The organism is Sphingopyxis terrae subsp. terrae NBRC 15098 (assembly GCF_001610975.1).
GTDB classification, from domain to species: Bacteria; Pseudomonadota; Alphaproteobacteria; order Sphingomonadales; family Sphingomonadaceae; genus Sphingopyxis; species Sphingopyxis terrae_A.
In genome coordinates this window covers 3,887,968-3,909,371 of record NZ_CP013342.1, presented here as the reverse complement: position 1 = coordinate 3,909,371, position 21,404 = coordinate 3,887,968, and the positions used below count along the sequence as shown (strand labels likewise).

The 21,404-nt window shown below is 50.6% G+C and carries 18 protein-coding genes; 10 read left to right on the top strand and 8 right to left on the bottom strand.

All coding sequences use genetic code 11. The annotated features are described in order from the left end of the window. The first annotated feature begins 21 nt into the window (after nucleotides 1–21). The 4 genes from AOA14_RS19485 to AOA14_RS18655 all read left to right on the top strand — a co-directional run bounded on the left by AOA14_RS19485 (nucleotide 22) and on the right by AOA14_RS18655 (nucleotide 5,818). Nucleotides 22–2,772, top strand: a complete 2,751-nt coding sequence (locus AOA14_RS19485) for a TonB-dependent receptor (RefSeq protein ID WP_202988335.1) — start codon at nucleotides 22–24, stop codon at nucleotides 2,770–2,772. 117 nt (nucleotides 2,773–2,889) lie between these two features. Further along, nucleotides 2,890–4,323: an aldehyde dehydrogenase family protein gene (locus tag AOA14_RS18665; RefSeq protein WP_054588540.1), complete on the top strand. Its 1,434-nt coding sequence runs from the start codon at nucleotides 2,890–2,892 to the stop codon at nucleotides 4,321–4,323. Between the two features lie 6 nt (nucleotides 4,324–4,329). Next, the gene (locus tag AOA14_RS20280) at nucleotides 4,330–4,758 is read left to right on the top strand and encodes an MFS transporter (protein ID WP_202988334.1); all 429 of its coding nucleotides are present in this window, start codon (nucleotides 4,330–4,332) and stop codon (nucleotides 4,756–4,758) included. 28 nt (nucleotides 4,759–4,786) lie between these two features. Then, a complete protein-coding gene (locus tag AOA14_RS18655; protein ID WP_062902881.1) occupies nucleotides 4,787–5,818 on the top strand; it encodes an MFS transporter in 1,032 nt (343 codons plus the stop codon). 131 nt (nucleotides 5,819–5,949) lie between these two features. On the opposite strand, the gene AOA14_RS19480 is transcribed toward AOA14_RS18655, so the two are convergent. From AOA14_RS19480 to AOA14_RS19470, 3 genes are all read right to left on the bottom strand, one after another. After that, nucleotides 5,950–7,629 carry a class I adenylate-forming enzyme family protein gene (locus tag AOA14_RS19480; RefSeq protein ID WP_082820007.1) on the bottom strand — a complete coding sequence of 560 codons (1,680 nt, stop codon included), beginning with the start codon at nucleotides 7,627–7,629 and terminating at the stop codon, nucleotides 5,950–5,952. Nucleotides 7,630–7,902: 273 nt separating this feature from the next. Continuing rightward, the gene (locus AOA14_RS19475; protein ID WP_082820006.1) at nucleotides 7,903–9,498 is read right to left on the bottom strand and encodes a GMC family oxidoreductase; all 1,596 of its coding nucleotides are present in this window, start codon (nucleotides 9,496–9,498) and stop codon (nucleotides 7,903–7,905) included. 229 nt (nucleotides 9,499–9,727) lie between these two features. After that, complete coding sequence (locus tag AOA14_RS19470) at nucleotides 9,728–10,774, bottom strand: AraC family transcriptional regulator (protein WP_082820005.1); 1,047 nt, start codon at nucleotides 10,772–10,774, stop codon at nucleotides 9,728–9,730. 121 nt (nucleotides 10,775–10,895) lie between these two features. Between AOA14_RS19470 and AOA14_RS18645 the strand changes: the two genes are divergently transcribed. The 5 genes from AOA14_RS18645 to AOA14_RS18625 all read left to right on the top strand — a co-directional run bounded on the left by AOA14_RS18645 (nucleotide 10,896) and on the right by AOA14_RS18625 (nucleotide 16,560). Next, complete coding sequence (locus AOA14_RS18645; RefSeq protein WP_054588522.1) at nucleotides 10,896–12,539, top strand: FAD-binding oxidoreductase; 1,644 nt, start codon at nucleotides 10,896–10,898, stop codon at nucleotides 12,537–12,539. Nucleotides 12,540–12,560: 21 nt separating this feature from the next. Beyond that, the gene (locus AOA14_RS18640) at nucleotides 12,561–13,247 is read left to right on the top strand and encodes a glutathione S-transferase family protein (protein WP_054588521.1); all 687 of its coding nucleotides are present in this window, start codon (nucleotides 12,561–12,563) and stop codon (nucleotides 13,245–13,247) included. 95 nt (nucleotides 13,248–13,342) lie between these two features. Continuing rightward, nucleotides 13,343–14,176, top strand: coding sequence for a TauD/TfdA dioxygenase family protein (locus AOA14_RS18635; RefSeq protein WP_062902880.1), 834 nt, complete (start codon nucleotides 13,343–13,345; stop codon nucleotides 14,174–14,176). A gap of 15 nt (nucleotides 14,177–14,191) precedes the next feature. After that, entirely contained in the window at nucleotides 14,192–14,905 is a 714-nt protein-coding gene (locus AOA14_RS19985) for a hypothetical protein (RefSeq protein ID WP_145923454.1), read from the top strand. 185 nt (nucleotides 14,906–15,090) lie between these two features. After that, on the top strand, nucleotides 15,091–16,560 hold the full coding sequence (locus tag AOA14_RS18625; protein ID WP_062902879.1) for an MFS transporter: 1,470 nt from the start codon (nucleotides 15,091–15,093) through the stop codon (nucleotides 16,558–16,560). 131 nt (nucleotides 16,561–16,691) lie between these two features. On the opposite strand, the gene AOA14_RS18620 is transcribed toward AOA14_RS18625, so the two are convergent. From AOA14_RS18620 to AOA14_RS19975, 5 genes are all read right to left on the bottom strand, one after another. Then, nucleotides 16,692–17,690: a class I adenylate-forming enzyme family protein gene (locus AOA14_RS18620; protein WP_082820004.1), complete on the bottom strand. Its 999-nt coding sequence runs from the start codon at nucleotides 17,688–17,690 to the stop codon at nucleotides 16,692–16,694. 553 nt (nucleotides 17,691–18,243) lie between these two features. Further along, nucleotides 18,244–19,125: a DDE-type integrase/transposase/recombinase gene (locus AOA14_RS18615; RefSeq protein WP_062902878.1), complete on the bottom strand. Its 882-nt coding sequence runs from the start codon at nucleotides 19,123–19,125 to the stop codon at nucleotides 18,244–18,246. 198 nt (nucleotides 19,126–19,323) lie between these two features. Then, on the bottom strand, nucleotides 19,324–19,842 hold the full coding sequence (locus AOA14_RS19980) for a hypothetical protein (RefSeq protein ID WP_202988332.1): 519 nt from the start codon (nucleotides 19,840–19,842) through the stop codon (nucleotides 19,324–19,326). 96 nt (nucleotides 19,843–19,938) lie between these two features. After that, on the bottom strand, nucleotides 19,939–20,151 hold the full coding sequence (locus tag AOA14_RS18610) for a hypothetical protein (RefSeq protein WP_062902877.1): 213 nt from the start codon (nucleotides 20,149–20,151) through the stop codon (nucleotides 19,939–19,941). Further along, nucleotides 20,144–20,290 carry a hypothetical protein gene (locus AOA14_RS19975; protein WP_202988331.1) on the bottom strand — a complete coding sequence of 49 codons (147 nt, stop codon included), beginning with the start codon at nucleotides 20,288–20,290 and terminating at the stop codon, nucleotides 20,144–20,146. Before AOA14_RS19975 ends, AOA14_RS18610 begins: the two co-directional genes overlap by 8 nt. A gap of 167 nt (nucleotides 20,291–20,457) precedes the next feature. On the opposite strand from AOA14_RS19975, the gene AOA14_RS18605 reads away from it, so the two are divergent. Next, nucleotides 20,458–21,381, top strand: a complete 924-nt coding sequence (locus AOA14_RS18605; RefSeq protein ID WP_062902876.1) for an alpha/beta fold hydrolase — start codon at nucleotides 20,458–20,460, stop codon at nucleotides 21,379–21,381. The last annotated feature ends 23 nt before the right edge of the window (nucleotides 21,382–21,404 follow it).

The following is a 21,404-nucleotide window of genomic DNA, read 5'->3' as shown; positions in this document are numbered from 1 at the left end:
GCGGCACCTGAGGAGGGTATCTTGAGCAACAACGATCACAACAAACTAAACTTGGGCGATCAATCTGATTTTTGGGGCAAAACCTCAAGATTTGCTTTGATTGCATCCGCCCTTGGCTATATGGGCGCGCCTGGGATTGCATCGGCAAATGATGATATTCAGCAGGAGGCCCCTTCTGCGCAAGCGCAGAGCGAACCAGAGAGCGACCGAAATCTAATAATCGTCACCGCTACAAAGCGCGAACAGTCCATTGTTGAGACGCCGATTGCCGTTACAGTCGTAGATGCCGAAATGTTGGTGCGTACCGGCGTTTCAGACATTACAAATTTGGAGCGGGCCGCCGCTAGCTACCAGATGAACTCCTCGGGTAGTACGACTGGCGGGCTGACGCTTCGTTTGCGCGGGATTGGAACCACCGGTGACAATATTGGTATTGAAAGTTCGGTCGGCGCATTTGTGGATGGGTTTTACATCCCGCGCCCAGGTGCGGTCCTTGGTGAATTGAATGATGTTCAGCAAGTTGAGGTCCTAAGGGGCCCGCAGGGTACGCTTTTTGGTCGCAACACTTCGGCAGGCGCTTTGGTCATAAAGACCAACAAGCCAAACCTTGATGATACAGAAGCATTCTTCGATGTTTCCGCCGGCAATTACGATCTGTTCAAGGTTCGCGGCGGGTTTAATGTTCCGGTTTCTGAAGGAAAAGTAGCTCTTCGGGTCTCTGGCTCGCATGCTGTGCGTGATGGATATGTTATTGGCCCGGACGGATATGATTCTAGCTCGATAGACCGATCTTCCGTTCGCGGACAGTTGCTATTTGACTTAGAAGATGCAGGCGTTTTGCGTCTATTTGCTGGTTATTCTCGAGGGGATGATCAATGTTGTTCGGCGGTGTGGTTGAATCACTCACCCTTTATTCAGGCTAACTCGGCACCATTTTCTGCATTTGGCGGAACAGCAGGGGCTGACTTTGTTGGTCGCCGAGCCCTAAAAGAAGGGTTGGCGAACGACAGCAACTATACCAACCCTTATAACGGTTGGAATGTTGGCGCCACGTATGATGTGGAATTGCCTTTCGCAAACCTCTCTTATCTAGGTTATTATGGCGAATCGAATGCTGATTCTTGTCGCGGCGATTACACTTCGCTTGAAATATACGCTGTTGGTCCCTGCCCCGAAGCTGAAGCTATCTTACCAAATGTGGACTTGGATGCGCTAAACGGCACCACGATTAAGTCGACATCGCATGAGCTCAGGCTTCAAGGGAATGCCTTTGAAGACAGTTTGGATTGGTTAATTGGGGCATACTATTCGCATGAGAAGATCGATCAACGTTATGCTTTGGTATTTTTGCGGGATATGCAGGCGGGCGTTAGCGTCGGTTCGTTTGGTTTTGCAGATTTCAATGAGCTAAATTTTGCTTCTAACGGCGTAGATGCAGCTGGCGACTATGCCGCGCCAAGGGCACAGCAAGATGGCAGTTCTTTTTCGGTCTTCACTCACAATGTGCTGGAGCTTACTGACGGGCTAAATCTGACGCTTGGTGCTCGATACATCACTGAAAAGAAAGATGCCCAAGTCGGCCACCAAGTTCCCGGACAGCACAACGCCTGCGAGGCAACATTCAACAATTTGACAAGCTTAACTTCACCTAATTTTGGTCTGTGCAATGGGACGAATGGTTTCTTTGGCGCAGGGGGACCCGCACGACTGGCATCAGTTGTTCAATCGAACTGTTGGATATTCAATTCCGGTCTATATGATCCTAGCGACCCAAATAATTTCTTCACCCAATTTGCAAATACGAACGCGGCAAATACATTTGTGACTTCATACTTGAATCTAATCCCACAACCATTTGACAGAGATTTCAAGGATGACCAGCTCACCTATACTGCAAATTTAAGCTACGAAGTTGCAGATCAAACCTTCGTCTATGGTGGATTTACGCATGGATTTAAGTCCGGTGGATTTAACCTTGATGTTTCCGCTGCGGTTGGCGGTGCAGATCCGCGATTCCGCTCAGAGAAAATTGATGCCTTTGAATTGGGTTTCAAATCCGTATTCCTGAACAACCGGGCCTGGGCAAATATTGCCTTGTTCTATTCTGATCTTTCGGATTTTCAGGTGCTGGAATTTGATGGCACAAGGTTTAGCACATTCAATGTCGATAAAGCGCGCTCCAAGGGTGTGGAATTTGAATCAGCCTATGCGTTGTCTGACGCATTATCCCTAAACCTGGCTGCCACTTATACAGACGCCAAATATCCCGATGATTGCACCACATTTGATCCGACAGATGCGAATTTCAACGGCTCTGTCACTGCATTGTGCGGTCAGCAATTCACGAATGCGCCAAAATTGGTTGTGATTGGTGGTGCCAATGTTGATACCGAGATTAACACAAGCGGCGCCTCGATGTTCGCAGGTTTCTCGGTTCGTTATGAATCAAAAAGGCGCACCAGTACTTTGCCTACTGAAAGACCTGCGACCTTTGGTCTGACGACCGAAGCTCAAGTACGGGACGCGGTGGCAGCCGCCATTGCGGCACCATTTGATATCCAGAAATCGAACGCGAAGTTGGATCTTCGCCTTGGTTTTAGAACTGCAAATGAGAAGTTCACCATTGAGGCTTGGGCTCGCAACTTTTTTGATGTGCGGACAAGGTTTTTGACATTCCATATTCCGCTTAGAGGATTCTCTGGCCAGCGAGCACGTGGTGCATTTGTCCAAGAGCCACGGACCTATGGACTGACCCTGCGCGGCAAGTTTTAGTAGAACTCTCCGCTCTACCAGATGCTGGGAATTTGGTGAGCAAAGACTAGCGATCAGGCGAAAGTCTGATCGCAACTTTTTTGACTGAGCAAGCAGCACATAGAAGAGGCATATCAAATGAAAATACACAGCAAACTGTATATCGGCGGCGAATGGGTTGATCCATTGAATCCGTCAATATTTGAGGTTGTGAATCCCCTCACCGAAACAGTTTGTGCAACCGTTGCTGGCGGTGGAGAAGATGATGTCGCTCGTGCGGTGGCAGCAGCCAGGGAGGCGTTCAAGGAGTTTTCCCAATCTAGCGTTGAAGATCGCAGGGCCATGTTGGAACGGATTGCGGCTGGAATCAAAGCTCGAGCTGACGAGTTTTCAGAAGCAATTAGCATGGAAATGGGAGCACCAACTTGGTGGTCAAGCAGGGCGCAAGTCCCGGCCGGCATTGCCCATTATTCAACCGCGGCCAAAGTTCTGGAGAGTTTTGAGTTTCAGAAGATTCAAGGCACTACAGCCATACGACGCGAACCCATTGGCGTTTGCGGGTTGATCACTCCGTGGAATTGGCCGTTGAACCAGGTTGCGTGCAAAGTTGCGCCGGCATTGGCAACAGGCTGTACGATCGTTCTGAAGCCGGCTGAACAAACATCCCTGGATTCACTGTTGCTGGCTGAGGTTATCCACGAAGCTGGTGTGCCTCCTGGTGTGTTCAATCTTGTCAATGGACCTGGTAGAGTAGTGGGTGCGTCCATAGCTGAGCATCCAGATGTTGATATGGTCAGCTTTACTGGGTCTACGATGGCCGGAGCCAACGTCTCAAAGGCAGCGGCGGATACGATCAAAAGAGTATCGCTCGAGCTTGGCGGCAAGTCAGCCAATATTGTTTTGCCAAGTGCCGATTTGAAGGATGCTGTTGGCAGGGCTGTTCAAGGGATTATGAGTAATGTGGGCCAGACTTGTACAGCGGGCACGCGCCTCCTGGTTCCGTCAGACAAAGTGGCAGAGGCCACTAGAATTGCAGTTGAGGTCGCCGAATCCATCCCGCTGGCGACAAGTTGGGATGCGCCGGCGCCGGCTATCGGCCCGATTGCGACGAAACGTCAGCATGCAGAAATTGTGCGGCTGATTTCAGAAGGTGTCAAAGAAGGCGCCAAGCTGGAAACCGGCGGCGCAGACAGGCCCGATGGTGTTAGGAGCGGCTATTTTATTGCGCCAACGATCTTTTCAAATGTCAGCAATGATATGACAATTGCACGAGAAGAGATATTCGGACCTGTGCTGAGCATCATTGCATACGACACGGTTGATAACGCGATCGAGATCGCCAATGATTCGCCCTATGGCTTGTCCGGCTATGTTCAGGGCGAACATCAAGAAGCTGTCGAAGTGGCTCGAAAGATGCGCACGGGCCAAGTTTTCGTGAACGCGGCCCATGCGGATTTCAACGCACCATTTGGCGGCTATAAGCAGTCAGGCAATGGCCGTGAATGGGGCGAGATTGGATTTGATGAATTTCTGGAATACAAATCTGTCCTCGGCTCAGAAATCAAAAATTAGATTGGCATGGCGACCGTTAATCCACCGTTAGAACCAATCTCGCAATCGCCAATTCCTACGCCACCGCTTCCTTGGCACACGCGCGTCTTTTACGGGATGGGCGCTATGGCCTTTGGTATCAAATCCAACGGCTTCGATTATTACCTCTTGGCGTTTTACAGCCAGGTTGTGGGCCTGGATCCCCGATTGGTTGGGCTGGCTCTGTTTATATCGCTGCTTTTTGATGCGGTAAGCGATCCATTGGTGGGTTATTGGTCGGATAATCTGCGCTCCAGATGGGGGCGCCGGCATCCTTTCATGTATGGAGCTGCGATTCCGGTTGCGCTGTGTTTTTTCTTAGTTTGGATGCCCCCCGAAAGCTTCTCTGACACAGAGACTTTTTGGTATCTGTTGTGTTTATCCGTCTTGANACGGACCNGGCATCACATTTTTTGAAACGCCCAATATAGCTTTGGCGCCTGAATTGACTCAGGATTACAACGATAGAAGCAGGCTCATCAGCTACGCTCATTTCTTTGCCTGGTCGGGCGGCAATTTCATGAACATCGCCATGTTCTTCATTGTCTTTCCACTTTTCGTAACCGGCTCCATGTCCGAGGCAGTAAGCTCGCGGGCGCCTTACACTGCCTATGGCGTTATCGCTTCGGTGTTGATTTTTATCTCTATTATGGTGTCATCGGCGGGCACGCATTCAAGAATTCCAACGCTTTATAGCCCGCCCCAACAACGCAAACTTACAGTGCCCAAAATCTTCAAAGAGATTTTTGAAACGCTTGCCAATCGCTCGTTCGTATCGATTTTTGCCGCTTCGATGCTCGGCGCTATGGGTTTGGGTCTCAAAGCCTCTTTGCATCTGTATTTTGTTTCCTATTTCTGGGAATTCACGCCCGCGGAAACCGGCTATCTTTCTATCGGGATTTTCCTGTCGGCCTTTATCGGCTTTAAGATTGCGCCATTCGTTTCTGAGCGTATGGGCAAAAAGAACGGCGCGATCATTGTGGGGCTTGTGGCGTTTGTGGCGGCGCCAATTCCTATTTGTATGCGCCTGTTTGATATGCTCCCGGCTAACGGCGATCCGATCATATTCTGGTTTAACCTGATTTTTGGGATCGTTGATCTTGGCCTAATAATTTGTTTCAATATTTTGGTCGCCTCGATGCTTGCCGATTTGGCAGAGCAATCAGAACTGGAAACCGGGCGGCGCTCTGAAGGGATATTGGCCGCGGCCATAACTTTTGCGAAAAAGAGCGTTCAGGGCTTGGGTGTGTTGATGGCATCCTTCGTACTGACGCTTGCACAATTCCCAAAAGGGGTGAGCGTTGATGATGTCTCGGACCAGGCGATTTGGGATCTTGGCGCGTATTTCGTTCCAATCGTGACCGCGATCTATCTTGTTATGATTGGCGCCTTGACTAGTTACAAATTGAGCAAAGAGGACTTCGAAGAAAATTTGCGCAGACTTCAAGACAGAACAATAACCGAGCACCGACAATAGGCAGCATATTGTGCAGCCATAATAACTGGGTGCCATACGCCTCATTATCGCAGAAAGGTTTAGTGCGCTGTCAAGTGCAATAGAGTATGGTGCCAGATTTCCGCTTTCGTGTTGAGAGCTCTGGTATTGTCCTAAGTCTTTTTGGTATCCAATTCGAGAACATGCTCTTTCTGGATCGATTTCTTGTCGATTTTTCCAGATGCAATTCTGGCCAGAGGGGTCTCCGAAATCCGGACATATTTCGGGATCTTGAAATTGGCGAGCTTGCTTTTCAAACTTTCTTGCAATGCCGCAACATCTACCTGATTGTCAGCGTATATCGTGGCCGCAACTTCTTCGCCGAGCCTCTCATCAGGCACACCATAAACACACGCTTCAATGATAGACGGATAACCTGCCAAAGCTGACTCTACTTCGCTACAACCAATGTTTTCGCCACCGCGAATTATGATCTGTTTCAGTCGGTCGACGACATACAAGAAGCCCTCTTTATCAATATATGCGATATCTCCAGTTCGGAACCAACCATCTTCTAGAAAATCATCAATGGAGTCTGGGCGTTCCCAATATTTGTGAATAACTGAAGTGCCTCGGATCAATAATTCTCCGCGCTCTCCTGATGGAAGAAAATTTCCGCCATCATCAACCACCCCCAATTCAAGAACCGCGCTGACGCGACCGGAACTCGATGGCCTGCTCAGATAATCATCGCCTACGATAGATGTGCCGATGGAATTGGTCTCGGTCATACCCCAGGCGGTACCAGGCTTAGCATTTTTGAATGTGTCATCAAGGCCCTTGACCTGCGATTCAGCGCGCGCAGCACCGCCCCCGCCAACGGCCAACAAACTTCCGACATCATGACCAGTGTCTTGGGCAGCCAGCATGATATCTCCCGTCATGGCCGGAGTGCCGACAAAGCTGATTATTTTCTCGCGTTCAACCAGCTCAACCGCGCGCATGGGATCCCATTTGTACATGGCAACCACTTTTCGCTGTTTACGGTAACTGGCTAGTAAGACTGCCAATAAACCATTCACATGAAATAGCGGCATCCCTAATAGCGTCGAATCGGTATACGCTTTGCTGCCATTTTTTTTAGATTTCGTCCTGCCTTTCAAAACCGCCATGCAAGTTAAATCAAGTTCCCATGACAGTAATGAGGCGAGGATATTTCGATGGGTGGACACTGAACCTTTAGGATGACCTGTTGATCCAGATGTAAACAGAATTACGGCATCATCGTCCGGTCCCAGCTCAACCTCTGGCATATCGACTTTGCGACTTAGCAGAGGTTCGATCGGTTGGGCTCTCTCTTCAGGTTCGGATCGAACCGAGATGAGGTGCATTTCATTCAAGCGGTCATTTCCAATTATACGGTCAAGCCGCTCTTGATCAACAATTGCAACTTTTGTTCCGGTGTGATTCAGTCCGTATTCGAGCTCATCGGATTCCCACCAGGCGTTCAGCGCGACTACGATGCCCCCGATTGATGTGATCGCTGTAAATGCGATTGGCCATTCTGGATAATTGCGCATGCCAATGGCGACCCTATCTCCAGGCGAAATACCATATTTTTCGATCAATTCGGCAGCCAAGCTCGAGGCCCGCTGATACATTTCATTGAATGTGTATCGTTCTGTTTTATAAACGTAAAAAGTTTGGTCGCTGATCGATTCTTTGATCATTTGCGGCAAAGTGCTCGGGGCGTTTACAAACCATTTGCACACATTCCCATTGATCGTAATATCCTGAAGCTCGAATTGCTCACCTCGAGCAGTCAATTTCGAAATCGCATCAGTCCGATCCATCTCGGTTTCCTTCCAAAAATCCTATCGCTTTGGACATCGACTTTGCACAAATTCGGCACTTGATAGACAGAGCCGAATGAAACAAATCTTCGACCAATTCATCCAAGATTCGCATTGAGGGTCACAAACCTGTTCGGATCAGAAATAATCAATTCCAATATGCGGCTCGAAAAATGTTGCGCCATCCTACGAAAAACCAACGAAATATTTCGAAATAGAGCGTTTTCGTTCAACTGCGTTTTGCAAATAGAGAAGAGTCTTGTCCCGAATGGATCAAGCATCTTCCAAGATCATATGGGCGCCTTTTTCGCCAATCATGATCGATGGGGCATTTGTATTTCCGGAAACTATTTTTGGCATGATCGAGGCATCAATAACTCGCAAACTCTTGATTCCTCGCACCCTTAGCCTCTGATCGACAACAGCATTCGGATCGCTATCTGGGCCCATTTTACATGTACCAACGGGGTGATAAATCGTGTCGGCTCGGTTGCGGATGTCTTCTTTTAGCTCCTCGTCATCGTTGCTTGCGCCAGCGTAGAGCGCCTTTCCTCTATGTGCATCAAATGACGGAGCTTGCATGATTTGTTGAGCCTGTTTCACCCCAGCTAACATTGTATCAAGATCGCGCTCATCCTTTAAAAATGCCGGGTCAATCAAAGGTGGAGAATTCGGATTCGCATCTGCCAGTTTTACACTGCCAACGCTCTTCGGACGCAGGACACAAATGTGACAGGTGAAGCCGCCACGCCCATGTTTCTTCAGACCATGCTGGTCGACCATGCTAAAGGCAAAGTGCAGTTGAATGTCAGGAGAGGGTTCTTCAGGATTAGTGTAGTAAAAGGCCCCAGATTCGTTAAAATTTGTGGTCATCACACCGCGCTTGAAAATCAGATATTGAAGTTGATTCATAGCAACACGAAATACTGAGCGGGCATTTCTTCCTAAGCAATATTCGCTATCTGATTCATAGATTAAACTGTAGTCTAAATGATCAGTCAGATTTTCACCGACTCCAGGAAGTTCGAGGACCTGATCGATTTTGTGCTCTTCCAGTTTGGATTTTGGACCAATACCAGAAAGCAGTAATAATTGCGGGCTCTGAAACGCACCGCAAGATAGGATAACCTCTTTGTTCGCCCTGATTATCTGAGCCCGCCCATCGATTTTTGCTCTAACCGCTATTGCGCGTCCATTTTCGATCATTACTTTTTCCGCAATGGAGCGTTTGAAAATGGTGAGATTTTCTCGATTTTTCGCTGGCGTTAAGTAAGCATGAGCGGTTGAGCAACGCCGCCCATTGTCCTGAGTCAATTCATAAAATCCAATACCTTCTTGCGTCGCACCATTGAAGTCGTCATTGCGTGGGATCTGGCACTCCACGCCTGCTTGGATAAAGGTATCGTTCAGTGGATTGGGACTGCGAGGTGGAGATACGCTTAGCGGTCCACCAATGCCGTGAAATTCATTAGCGCCTTTTTGCCTGTTTTGTGCTTTTCTAAAAAAGGGCAGTACGTCTTCATAGGACCAACCCCTGTTCCCTAATGCTTGCCAGTTATCGTAGTCCTCTTTGGCCCCTCTGATATAGACCATAGCGTTGATGGACGAGGAGCCGCCCAAAACTTTTCCTCTAGGTTGGTAGCCAATTCGCCCATTCAATCCAGGTTGCGGTACCGTTTCAAAACTCCAATTGTGAGAGCCCTTGGGAACGGTAAAAGCAAAATTGAATGGAATCGAAATGAGTGGATTATTATGAGTTCCGCCTGCCTCAAGGAGTGCAACTGAGTACTCTCCATTTTCCGAGAGTCGGCTTGCTACTGTGCAGCCCGCTGAACCCCCGCCTACCACAACATAGTCAAACCTCTTCATTCCAAGTTTCCTATTTTAGCGCGAGGGCAAGGCCATCAGTCCAACAAAGAACATGGCATCTGCCACTATATAAAGCAGCTGAACTGGCTATCACTTAAAAATAGGCTAGAATGTCTGTGTAGATTTGGTCATTGACATTTTGCGGGTTTCTGTCGTCATTTTCGCTCAAATTTGTACCGATAACACTGTCGATCGAAGCGACTAGACAAAGTCAAATTGTTCGAATGAATTAGCTAAATTTACGCGTGTGTTTCTTACGCCATGCTCCAGGAGAGCACCCAGCCTGACGCTTAAATGCGCGACCAAAGCTGCCCGATTCTGAATAGCCCAGCGCATATGCTATCTGATCAATTGTCATGGTTGATGACAGCAGCATTTGACTGGCGCGTTCATGTATCACTTCCGACTGTATCTGCCGAAATGTGCAATCTTCCTCGTGCAACCTGCGGCGCAGCGTGCTGGTCGAATGTCCAAGGGCAGCACAGACAGCTGGTTCAGTGGACAATTTCTGATCCGACAGATTTAACAATAAGTCTCTGACCTTGTTGCTTACGGTGGAACGTCTTTTTTCCAACGTTGTTTCAAGTTCATTTTCCGACCGCATTCGCGTCCATCTATTCCTAAATTTCAATGGCTCGGCAAACACCGATCTTTCGAAAGATATCGAATATTGCTTGGCCCCAAACTGAATTCCCTGCCCAAAACATTTTTCAAATTCCTGAGCATCGACAGGCTTGGGTATCTTGAATGTGCAAGTGACAGGCATGACCGCCCGTCCAATCAATTCGTTCACCCATACCACCAATGCTGCCATGCCTCTGGTTGCAAGAAAATTCTGCGAATACTCGGGCAATCTATGGCCCAGAATAAGAAATTTTATCGTGTCACCGTGCCTGGCTACATCCACGTCATTTATCCAAAGAGAGATATTGTTGAATTTCCCTGCAATCTCCAACGCATGCAGAAGGTTTCGACAAGACATCATGGCAAAACCAAGAATGCCATAGCATGTTAGATGCTGCTGCAATCCAGACATTATACCAAGGGATGCGTCACCATCTCTCTCTACCAGATTCTGAATTGCCACTAGCTCTTGCCAGGCCTCGATTTCAAAATAGGGGTCGCTCAGGTCAGCTTCAGTCACTTGAGTGCCTTCAAGAATATGTGGTGTCGAAACCCCTCGTTTGTCGGCGACGTCAAGCAATAGCCTCAAGGCGGTGGCTTCTCTTTTTCTAGAAAAATGCTTAATTATCAAATTGTTATTGGTCTTCTGCATGGTTCCTGACTAACAAATTGATCGAAAATGTCAATAATTGAAGGCTGGCGGCAATGGGAGAATGCTGACGGATCGTCAATACTGCTTCGGAGTTTGGATCACCTAATCAAGGGAAAACGCAATGAGCGGCGAATCAGGTTACTACGGAAAGCGACGGAAATGGCACAGCTGGGGCTATGAGGATGAAGGTATTACGCCTGCAGAAGTCAAAGAGATGGCGGAAAGGGTGGCTCAACGGCTCAATATCGATGAGCCGGTTATTCTTCCAGATCCTACACTAGAAGAGCTTGTGCTCCGTGAGCCGCGGATCAAAATTCCGGCTTCTTTGCAGCCATTTTGTACAACCGACAAATGGGATCGCGTTTTCCATACCTATGGCAAGAGCTTTAAAGATCTAACCAAGATTTACCGCCGCGATTTTGACAATGCTCCTGACGTTGTGGCCTATCCAAAAGATGAGGCAGACATTGCTGCTGTGTTGGATTGGTGCGGCGACAAGGGCTACGCCGCTATTCCTTTTGGTGGCGGCTCTAGTGTGACCGACGGATTTGGTTGTCCAGAAGACTATCCGGGCGCAGTGATTATTGATCTAGGCAATCTCAACAAGATTCTTGAAGTTGATGATGTTTCTAGATGCGCCTTGATTCAAGCCGGCATATTAGGCCCAGCGCTGGAAGAACAATTAAAGCCTAAGGGGCTTACCTTGCGGCATATTCCGCAATCGTGGGAATTCTCGTCTCTTGGTGGTTGGATTGCAACACGCTCTTCTGGACATTATGCCACACACCTGACCCATATTGACGAATCGGTTGAAAGTCTGCGTGTAGTCACGCCAAAGGGTACAATTGAAAATCGTCGCCTGCCTGGTTCTGGTGCTGGACCAGATCCAGACCGCCTGTTTATAGGGTCTGAGGGCTCTTTGGGAATTATTACAGAGGCTTGGATGCGCCTTCAGGGGCGGGTCAAATTCCGCGCCAATGCAACCATTACTTTTGACAGTTTCTATCAAGGTGCTGGTGCCGTTCGTGAAATCACTCAGGCTGGCCTCTTTCCTGCCAATGCGCGCTATCTTGATGAACAGGATGCCAAATTTTATGGCGCCGGCGATGGCTCTAAATCGGTGTTGCTGTTGGGCTTTGAATCGGCCGATCATCCGGTCGACGCATGGTTGGAGCGCGGCATTGAAATTTGTAAGGACCATGGCGGCAGCGTTGAAACCAAAACTGGCTCGGGCGGCGATGCGCTTCAATCCAGCCGTTCCGGGGCTCAAGGCAACTGGCGCAAGCAGTTTCGCTATTTGCCGCGAATGATGCATACGCGTGCAGCGATGGGCGTGGTTAGCTTTACCTTCGAAACCGCGTACACTTGGGATAAGTTCGAATCCATCGATACCGAAGTTATTCGCCGCCTCAAAAAGGCACAGGAAGAGATCACAGGCGGCGGTATTGTTTGTCGGCGCTTCTCATTCCTCTACCCGGATGGCCCGGCGCCATATTATACAGTTGTTGCGCCTTCAGATCACAGCAGGAGTTTGGAAGATTATCAGGCACTTTCAGATGTAGCTTCTGACGCGCTTACCGAGCTTGGCGGAACGATTACGCATCACCATGCGGTGGGTAGGAGCTTCCGTCCTTGGTACGACAAAGAAGTGGATCCGTTGTACCGCGCAATGCTCGCAGGTGCGAAGAACACGATCGATCCAAATTGGATTATGAATCCTGGCATGATTCTTGACCGACCAGCGCACTTCAAGATGGTCGGCTGATTAGAGTATTGGAAAGTTACAATGATTGAACTGTTCTTCTGGCCGACACCAAATGGCTACAAAGCAACTATTACTCTGGCCGAGCTGGGGTTGTTGGACAAAGTTACGCCAATTGATATTCTGTCTGGAGAACAGTTTGATCCTGCATATCTTGAACTCAACCCCAATAATAAGGTGCCTACGATCATTGATCACGATGGTCCGGGCGGAAAGCCAGTTACGATATTCGAAAGTGGAGCAATATTGCTCTATCTAGCGGAAAAAACAGGGAAATTACTACCCAAATCTGAATTCAAGCGCTTAGAAGCTATCCAGTGGTTGTTTTTTCAGGTGAGCAGTATGGGGCCGATGCTGGGCCAGACCCATCATTTCAGAACCTATGCGCCAGAAAAAATTGAATATGCGATCAATCGCTACACCAAAGAAGCAGAACGCCTGTACAAAATCCTAGACAATCGATTGTCTGACCATGATTTTTTGGCCGACGAGTATTCGATTGCAGATATTGCTACATTTACCTGGGTCCGACCGCGCAAGATGCAGGGGCAAAACCTTGATGACTACCCCAATGTGAAACGGTGGTACGATACAATCAAAGTGCGACCGGCAATTTCTGAAGGCCTAAGCGTGCTCTCGGACAATATGAAATGGAATGCCAAGCCGGGTTCCAAAGAATGGGAAAACATGTTTTCGGCCTCTAAGAAGTAGTCAGCCAGGCTGAGCTCCAGCAGCACGTTTTCCAAGCTGACACCCTTTTTGCGGCACGGATCCTGAGAATTGAATAGATATCGTGGAATAATTTGATGGCTATAGCAGTAACACCTTCGGGTGCCTCTTGTGGGGCAACTGTCCGAGGTCTTGATTTAAGCAAGTCGTTGGCGGCTGATGAAATTGATCAAGTACGCAAGGCTTGGCTCACTCATCATGTATTGGCATTTCCGGATCAGAAGTTGGATATTGACCAGCTAGAAGCATTTTGCCGCCAATTCGGCGAACTCAGTGAAGACCCATTCTTTAACCCTCTGCCGGCGCGAAAATATACTGCGGCCGTCAAACGCGAAGCGACTGATACTAACCGCATATTTGCGGAAGGCTGGCATTCAGATTGGAGCTTTCTGGAGAGCCCACCAATAGGTACCGTTCTGTATGGTGTCGATATCCCTCCAGTCGGTGGGGACACTCATTTTTCTAACCAGCAAATTTCGTTTGAATCGCTTCCCGATGAGGCAAAGATACGTTTGCAAGGAATGAAGTCTATACATTCTTCCGCCGCCACTTATTCGGCTCAAGGAATTTATGGCGACACAAGCAGCCATGGAGCAATGGACATCAGAAGTCCGAACGAGGGCGGTGTTTTGCAGCACACTCACCCTTTGATACTCGAACATCCTGAAACAGGACGGCTCGGAATCTTTGGCGGAGGCGCGTACATTATCGGCTTGGAAGGGGTAGCCAAATCCGAAGCCTTGCGCACTCTTGCTGAGCTGAATGCCTGGCAATCAACAGAGGTATTTGTCCATAAACAGAAATGGGAAAAGAACATGTTGGTGATGTGGGACAATCGCAGTGTCGTTCACAAGGCGACAGGTGGTTATGAGGGGTATAGGCGAGAGCTCCACAGAGTAACTGTTTACTGACAGGCGGAGTGTGCGATGCTAGTTGATATCACGCTCGCCAAGGCAATGGCATCGGCAATCGCAGAACAATCACAACTGCCCGTATTCGATCGAGAATTGGATTTGCCTCAGGCCTATCGGCTTCAACACGAAGTATCGAGGTTCAGAGCAAATGCCGAAATCGGAGGCATCAAGGCTGGCGTTACCAACCGCAAATCACAGGAATATTTTCAGATAGATCACGCCCTGATTGGGAGCCTTTATGCTGATGCAAAGCTGCCCAATAATTGCAAACTGCCTTACGTTGAAGGCAGGCTTATTGAATGCGAGGCGGCGCTTCTCGTCAACGAGGAGGGCGCTCCGGTTTCGATTGCCCCGGCGATTGAGTTTGTCCTTCCCAAATTTGCCCGGCAATCTGAAATGACGGCCTCTGGTCTGATTGCCTGCAATCTATGCGCCGAGAGTTATATTGTTGGCGCCTGGCAGCCATGGAGCGCAAGTTTCAACACAGCTTGGGTGACGCTTGTTTGCAATGGCGCGCGCGCCAATCATGCGGCTTTGGAAGAAGCGTTGAATGGGCCTGAGGAGGCTGCGCGGTGGATGTGGCAGGAGGCTGGGATGCGAGGTTTCCCACTTGGCGATCAAACCTTGTTTTTAACCGGGGCTTGCGGGCGTGCTGTCCCTGCGGAAATTGGCGAATACACAGCGGATTATGGCGCTCTGGGCTCGCTCAGTTTCGTAGTGGTATAGGGCGGGCTGATGCTGGCGATACAACCCCGCGCCGTTCATTTATCAAAAGGATTTGCAGCTGAATAACAGAAAGAAACACACTGATCAGAGCAGATTGCCTGGGTCAATCTGACGAAAAAGAAGGCGCAATTCTTCGATCTGGAGATTGTTCGATCGGACCCCAATAGCAAGATTGGTAGGAAATTATGCAATCGACAATTCAAATTGTAGCCAAGTTTACGCCACCGCTTCCTTGGCACACGCGCGTCTTTTACGGGATGGGCGCTATGGCCTTTGGTATCAAATCCAACGGCTTCGATTATTACCTCTTGGCGTTTTACAGCCAGGTTGTGGGCCTGGATCCCCGATTGGTTGGGCTGGCTCTGTTTATATCGCTGCTTTTTGATGCGGTAAGCGATCCATTGGTGGGTTATTGGTCGGATAATCTGCGCTCCAGATGGGGGCGCCGGCATCCTTTCATGTATGGAGCTGCGATTCCGGTTGCGCTGTGTTTTTTCTTAGTTTGGATGCCCCCCGAAAGCTTCTCTGACACAGAGACTTTTTGGTATCTGTTGTGTTTATCCGTCTTGACACGGACCTGCATCACATTTTTTGAAACGCCCAATATAGCTTTGGCGCCTGAATTGACTCAGGATTACAACGATAGAAGCAGGCTCATCAGCTACGCTCATTTCTTTGCCTGGTCGGGCGGCAATTTCATGAACATCGCCATGTTCTTCATTGTCTTTCCACTTTTCGTAACCGGCTCCATGTCCGAGGCAGTAAGCTCGCGGGCGCCTTACACTGCCTATGGCGTTATCGCTTCGGTGTTGATTTTTATCTCTATTATGGTGTCATCGGCGGGCACGCATTCAAGAATTCCAACGCTTTATAGCCCGCCCCAACAACGCAAACTTACAGTGCCCAAAATCTTCAAAGAGATTTTTGAAACGCTTGCCAATCGCTCGTTCGTATCGATTTTTGCCGCTTCGATGCTCGGCGCTATGGGTTTGGGTCTCAAAGCCTCTTTGCATCTGTATTTTGTTTCCTATTTCTGGGAATTCACGCCCGCGGAAACCGGCTATCTTTCTATCGGGATTTTCCTGTCGGCCTTTATCGGCTTTAAGATTGCGCCATTCGTTTCTGAGCGTATGGGCAAAAAGAACGGCGCGATCATTGTGGGGCTTGTGGCGTTTGTGGCGGCGCCAATTCCTATTTGTATGCGCCTGTTTGATATGCTCCCGGCTAACGGCGATCCGATCATATTCTGGTTTAACCTGATTTTTGGGATCGTTGATCTTGGCCTAATAATTTGTTTCAATATTTTGGTCGCCTCGATGCTTGCCGATTTGGCAGAGCAATCAGAACTGGAAACCGGGCGGCGCTCTGAAGGGATATTGGCCGCGGCCATAACTTTTGCGAAAAAGAGCGTTCAGGGCTTGGGTGTGTTGATGGCATCCTTCGTACTGACGCTTGCACAATTCCCAAAAGGGGTGAGCGTTGATGATGTCTCGGACCAGGCGATTTGGGATCTTGGCGCGTATTTCGTTCCAATCGTGACCGCGATCTATCTTGTTATGATTGGCGCCTTGACTAGTTACAAATTGAGCAAAGAGGACTTCGAAGAAAATTTGCGCAGACTTCAAGACAGAACAATAACCGAGCACCGACAATAGGCAGCATATTGTGCAGCCATAATAACTGGGTGCCATACGCCTCATTATCGCAGAAAGGTTTAGTGCGCTGTCAAGTGCAATAGAGTATGGTGCCAGATTTCCGCTTTCGTGTTGAGAGCTCTGGTATTGTCCTAAGTCTTTTTGGTATCCAATTCGAGAACATGCTCTTTCTGGATCGATTTCTTGTCGATTTTTCCAGATGCAATTCTGGCCAGAGGGGTCTCCGAAATCCGGACATATTTCGGGATCTTGAAATTGGCGAGCTTGCTTTTCAAACTTTCTTGCAATGCCGCAACATCTACCTGATTGTCAGCGTATATCGTGGCCGCAACTTCTTCGCCGAGCCTCTCATCAGGCACACCATAAACACACGCTTCAATGATAGACGGATAACCTGCCAAAGCTGACTCTACTTCGCTACAACCAATGTTTTCGCCACCGCGAATTATGATCTGTTTCAGTCGGTCGACGACATACAAGAAGCCCTCTTTATCAATATATGCGATATCTCCAGTTCGGAACCAACCATCTTCTAGAAAATCATCAATGGAGTCTGGGCGTTCCCAATATTTGTGAATAACTGAAGTGCCTCGGATCAATAATTCTCCGCGCTCTCCTGATGGAAGAAAATTTCCGCCATCATCAACCACCCCCAATTCAAGAACCGCGCTGACGCGACCGGAACTCGATGGCCTGCTCAGATAATCATCGCCTACGATAGATGTGCCGATGGAATTGGTCTCGGTCATACCCCAGGCGGTACCAGGCTTAGCATTTTTGAATGTGTCATCAAGGCCCTTGACCTGCGATTCAGCGCGCGCAGCACCGCCCCCGCCAACGGCCAACAAACTTCCGACATCATGACCAGTGTCTTGGGCAGCCAGCATGATATCTCCCGTCATGGCCGGAGTGCCGACAAAGCTGATTATTTTCTCGCGTTCAACCAGCTCAACCGCGCGCATGGGATCCCATTTGTACATGGCAACCACTTTTCGCTGTTTACGGTAACTGGCTAGTAAGACTGCCAATAAACCATTCACATGAAATAGCGGCATCCCTAATAGCGTCGAATCGGTATACGCTTTGCTGCCATTTTTTTTAGATTTCGTCCTGCCTTTCAAAACCGCCATGCAAGTTAAATCAAGTTCCGGTAGTGTCTCAGTTTGAATTTAGATCGTGAAACCGGCTGACCCCCTTGCGAAGGCCAGCCGGTCCAAATTGCTTACGCGTTACCGATATGATTATCGTTCGCTGGTCGGCGCTTCCCGGTCTTCACCTCGGAAACCCGCCCTTGATTGATACCCAAATCAGCAGCGATATCATGCTGGAAATGCCCTAAGGCAAGTCGGCGCCTGATCTCGCGGATGGTTTGGTCATTCAGTGGTGCGCGCTCGCGCTTTGCTGGTCGGTTCATATAATTTTACCTTTTGCTTATACGACCAGTCTTGACGGGCACCGCTGAAATGTGGGACGTGGCCCTCACTACAGGGGATTTACCCGGTTGCGCGCTCTGGCCAGACACCACGCGCAACTTGCCCCGAACAGAAAGCCCGGTGCGCCAACACCGGGCTTTCGTTGTTTTCGGGGCTATCAACTTAGAGGAATCCAGATAACTGCCCTTGAGTCGAGCGTTATTTGCAGACGGATTCCGAGTCTCCAAATCGATGGGAAATAACGCGCCGGTTATTTCACCCTCTTTTTGTAAGGACCGCGTTTCGCGGGAGCGGGCGCTAGCTCGTCGATCTTCGCCACAATATCATCGAGCGACCAAAGGCGGTCAGTGATGCCAGCAGCCATCGCCGGGGTGACGCGAAGGGTCTTGTGGATACGGCAGAAATTGTAGAACGCGAAATACAGCGCCAGCGCGTGAATGTGATTGTCGAGCTTCTTTGAAAAGGCGTTGGTCAGTCGCGTGAACCGGCGGTTTTGCATCCGGATCGAAAGGTTCATGCGTTCGACGTGCGAAGTGCTAACGTGGGCAATATCGGGATTGCCTTCGACCCGGCGCTTTTTGATCCCGGTGCATTCTGCGGGGCTGTAGCGAACTTCCGGACCCTTGCCGCCTTCGCCGCCATAGAGCTTCACAAGCTGCGCATAATCGACGTCAGCGCCGAACGCGCCTTCGACCGCTTCAAGATATGCCTTGTGGCCGTCAGTCGTGAGCTGGACGCGATTGGCGAGGCGGTCGCGCAGATCATCCATCAGGATCATTGCGCTTTCCGCGCCACGGTCGCCGACGAAATAGGACACCATCAATTTTGTGTCGCTGTCGATTGCGGTCCACGTCCAAACGTCACCGGCACCAGACGGGGCAGACTTCGCGTCCGCGACATTCTTCTGCTTTGCGTAGCAGAACGACCAAATCTCGTCGCACTGGATGCGGCTCGCCTTCACGTTCCGGACATGCTCGTCATGAAGGGCAAGGCAGGCTTCGCCAGCTTCGATAAGCAGCTTTGAAACCGTATTGATAGACACGTCAGCAATGCGGCTGATCGACCGCATTGACGAGCCTTCGCAGAGCATTGCGAGGATTTGGGTGCGCTTGGCTTGGGGCAGCTTGTTCATACACATTGTAATCACACAACCCCCAAGCATTTGCAAGCATAAAAGTTCATTTTGAATTAAATTGCCACGCGAACATGTTTCAAGAATCGCGGGATTCCGTCGATTCTCGTTGACAAGGCTTTGGATTTATGGAAATAGTGGGAACGGAAAACGCGCGGGCACCACCCCGCGCGCTACCGCCACTAGGGTGTTATATTATCATGTGCCACCCCCCGGCCACGGGTTCACGGACCTCACGTCGGGTTCCCCTGCTGGTGAAGCAGGGATCGTATTAGAGGCCTCAGAGGGTGCTAGGGCTAGCTGTTCCTCTGGGGCCTCTGGCGTTTCTAGGGCAAGCGTCCAGCCCGTCCGTCCGTGCGATTGGAAGCGGGACGAATTGGACAGCATTGCAGACAAGTTATTCTTGGGATTCTTTCCTGGGACATCGTGACGCTCAGCGACGTAATCAAACACGTCGGCGGTTGACGTCGGCGCCGAACGGCCCGCAAGAAACTGCGCAGCCGTGTCCAGTATCGCCTGATTTACCGGGGATCGCGGCGCGGCGCGCTTTACTGGCGCGTCCGGTTTCTTCGCAATAACAATCCGAGGCGTCGCGACAATATCCGGCTCACGCCCCGTATAGAGCGCAAGCAATCGCTTCGCCTCAACCATCTTTTGATAGCGAGGATCACCGAACAGCTCCTTTTCAAGGGCGCTTACCTCGGTCTGCAATGCCATCACAAAATCTGTTCCCACGGGACTCACTCCATCATTGAGCGTCCCATATAGATGACAAGCCCAAGCTTCGCAAGCATCCCGTGGCAAATTGTGTGGCTATTTATCCCATCGCTTGGCAGCGGCGGCCTTGGCGATCTCTTTCCGGCGTTCCGGTGTCAGTTTTTCGGCGCGTTTCCGCCCTCCCAAGCTGCCAAGTTGCGCAGCAGCGGTTTTCACGTCCTCAATCTCGCCGGTCGCGATCTTGCCGATCATCACGGCAAGGCCGATTGCGTCGGCGGGCCGCTTCTCTCCACGGGGGCCTTTAGGCATCAGGCAGTTCCTTAACCGCAACATTGCTGTACCCCTCTTTCCGAAACATTTCGGCCAGATGTTCAGCTGTCGCCTTGCTGTCAGATTTGACAATCCACAGCTGGTTGTCTTCGTCGAGTCCACTAATCTGATACGCCATATTGCCTCCTATGCTTTCCGCTAAGCATATAGGCCCATCGCGGCCGGATTTCCACCGGCGGCGGATTCAAAATTCAAACTGAGACACTACCCTCACCCGTTGCGGCTTGCCAGCGGCCGCGATCCTCGCCAGATTGGTTTTCAAACGAAACCAAAGGAGCGGTGCCCATGATCGGCCATTTCGAGCAGCAGCGGGTGATACTTTCGACCGGAGTCGAACTCGACGTCGTCGACATGGGGCCGAAGGATGCGCCCGCGCTGATCTTCCTCCACGGCTTCCCCGAATCGCATCGCACATGGCGCCATCAACTGCCGCATTTTGCGGACCGCTTTCGCTGCATCGCCCCCGACCAGCGCGGCTATCGCGGGTCGTCGAAGCCGCAGGATGTCGAGGCCTATACGCCCGACAAGCTGATCGCTGACATCTTCGCGCTCGCCGACGCGCTGGGCGTCGATCGCTTCACCATCGTCGGGCACGACTGGGGCGGCGCGATCGCCTGGGGGGTGGCGCTGGGCGGCCAGCCGGGGGGGCTGCATCCCGCGTGGGCGGGGCGCGTGACGCGCGCGGTGATCGCCAACGCGCCGCATCCGGCGATCTTTCAGCGCCTGCTCGCGGTCAATGCCGAGCAGCGCGCGGCGAGCCAATATATCCGCACCTTTCGCGACCCCGCGAGCGATGCACTCATCGCCGAGTACGGGATCGCGGGGCTGCTCGCCCACGCCTTTGCGGGAAAGGTGCCGAGCGGCGGGCTGCAACCCGCCGACGAGATCGATCGCCTGCTTAAGGACTGGGAGGATCGCGATGCCTGCCGCGCGATGATCAACTGGTATCGCGCCTCGCCGCTCGTGGTGCCCGCGATGGAAGAACCCTATGCCGAGCCGCCCGCGGCGCCCTTTCCGACGCTGAATATTCCGACGCTGGTAATCTGGGCGCTCGACGATGTCGCGCTGCCGCAGTGCAATCTCGAAGGAATGGCAAAGCTCGTCCCCGGCGTCACCATCGTCAAGGTGCCCGATTGCGGCCATTTCGTGCCGTGGGACGCGCCCGATGCGGTCAACGCGGCCATGGATGCCTTCCTGGCGGAGAACTGAGCTCACATTGCAGGCGTCGCGAA